Origin of the sequence: Streptomyces sp. FH025 (genome assembly GCF_017427025.1) — a bacterium.
GTDB lineage: Bacteria > Actinomycetota > Actinomycetes > Streptomycetales > Streptomycetaceae > Kitasatospora.
This window is the reverse complement of the sequence record NZ_JAFLNG010001003.1, coordinates 1-2,061: the sequence shown is the minus strand read 5'-3', so window position 1 is coordinate 2,061 and position 2,061 is coordinate 1. Positions and strand designations below refer to the sequence as shown.

Sequence of the window (2,061 nt, the reverse complement as noted above, 5' to 3'; positions counted from 1 at the left end):
ACCGTCAACTACACGGTGCGCAACGACGGCCAGGCCCTCGCGACCGGGCTGCGCCTGTCCCTCGGCCTGCCCGCCGGAGTGCCCACCGAGGCCCTGCCCCCCGGCTGCCGGTCCGGAGGCTGCGCCCTGGCCGACCTGGCCCCGGGCCGCAGCCAGGTCGTCCGGGTGGTGCTGTCGCCCGTGGCCCCGCTGGACACCACCATCACCGCGGAGCTGACGACCACCGGCACCGACGCCGCGCCGGGACCGCACCGGGCGAGCACCCCGCTGCGCATCCTGCAGCCCCGCATCGTCGCCGTGCCGCCGATCGGCAAGCCCGGCTTCGTGACCTCCGTACGCGGCGTGGACTTCCCGCCCGGCGCGCCGGTCCGGTTCACCTGGCAGCCCGGCATCACCGCCGCGGCGGCGCCCACCTTCCCGCGGGCCGACGGGACCTTCGCGGGCCAGCTGCTCATCCTGCCCAAGGACGAGACCGGCCCGCGGACCATCACCGCCGACGGCCCCGGGTTCTCCCCGGTGACGACGCCCTTCCTCGTGGTGGAGGGCAGCATCGGCCCGCCGGGGGAGGTGGAGCGGCGGTGATCCACGAGGTCGACGAGGCGCTGCGGCTGCTGCTCGCCGAGATCGGACTGCCCGAGCGCGGGGTCGAGGTGGTCTTCGACGCGCCCACCCGGGACCTGGCGGCCCGGCGCACCGCGCCGACGGTCAGCGTCTTCCTGTACGGGATCCGCGAGGAGAGGGGCCGCCGGCAGTCCGGCACCCTCGCGGAGCACGACGCGGACGGCGTGGTGGTCGGCCACCGCGCCGCGCCCCGGTGGTTCGAGCTGGCCTACCTGGTCACCGTCTGGACCAACCGGCCGCAGGACGAACACCGGCTGCTGGCCGAGGTGTTGCAGTGCCTGACCGCCGTCGACGCGCTGCCCGCCCGGGTGCTCACCGGCACGCTCGCCGAGCTCGGCCTGACCGTCGGGCTCGACATCGCGGGGCGCGAGACGGGCCTGCCGTCGGTGTCCGACGTCTGGTCCTCGCTCGGCGGGGAGCTGCGGCCCTCGATCGACCTCCGGGTGCTCGCCCCGCTGCCCGGTGCGCGCACGCCCGTCGGGCCTCCGGTCACCGACGGCCTGGTGGTGCGCGTCGAGGACACCACCCGGCAGGGCACGGCACCCGCCGACGGCCCGGGCCGCCGACTGCGCTACCAGGGCGGCGAGGGCTGTGAGGACGGCGAGGACTTCGGACCGGACGGCTTCGCCGCACCCCGGCAACGCCCGCTGCCGCCGGGCCGACGGCAGCGGGGCGGGGCGCGATGAGCCTCGACCTCGGGCCGGCCGCCGACCTGGCGCCGACCGGCCTCGACCACCTCTGGGAACGGCTGCACCGGGTCGAACAGCGGGTCCGGACGGCGGTGCGCGAGCGCCGGGCCGACGACCCGGACCCGGACGACCCGTACCGCGGCCAGTACCTCAGCCCGGAGGCGGTGGAGCGGATCCTGGCCGTCTCCGCCGCGGCGTTCCGCGACGGCCCCGCCCTCGGCGACGGGCCCGCGCCGCCGCCGGGCTCACGGCTCGCGGCGCTCAGCGGTGCCTTCGGGCTGCTCCCGGTCGACCTCGAACTCCTGCTGGTCGTCCTCGCCCCCGACCTCGACACCCGCTTCGAACAGCTCTACGGCTACCTCAACGACGACCTGACCCGCCGCCGGCCGACCATCGGACTGGCCCTCGAACTGTGCGGACTGCCGGGCGCCGGCGCAGGCCGCTTCCGCTTCTCCACCCGGGCCCCGCTGATCGCCGGCGGCCTCCTGGAGATCGGCGAGCCGGAGCGCCCGCTGCTCTCCCGCGCCCTGCGCGTACCGGACCGGGTGACGGCCCACCTGCTCGGCGACGACGAGCCGGACGGCGCGCTCGCCGGGCTGGCCCACCGGTCCGCCGTCGCACCGTCGCCGCAGGCCGCGGAGACCGTCGACCGGCTGCGCGCGGCCGCGGCGGACGGCGGGCTGGTGCACCTGCTGGACCGGGGCGGGCACGCCGGCCCGCTGGCGGCGGCCGCCCTCACGGCCGACGGCCG

At 77.6% G+C, this 2,061-nt stretch carries 1 protein-coding gene and 2 pseudogenes; all 3 read left to right on the top strand.

Going from position 1 to position 2,061, the window contains the following annotated elements:
• Positions 1-582, top strand: a pseudogene (locus tag J0670_RS36655) (hypothetical protein); the annotation flags it as partial.
• Positions 579-1,307: a DUF4255 domain-containing protein gene (locus J0670_RS36650; protein ID WP_207817103.1), complete on the top strand. Its 729-nt coding sequence runs from the start codon at positions 579-581 to the stop codon at positions 1,305-1,307. The pseudogene J0670_RS36655 and the gene J0670_RS36650, both read left to right, overlap by 4 nt.
• Positions 1,304-2,061 (top strand): annotated as a pseudogene (locus J0670_RS36645) (ATP-binding protein); the annotation flags it as partial. The gene J0670_RS36650 and the pseudogene J0670_RS36645, both read left to right, overlap by 4 nt.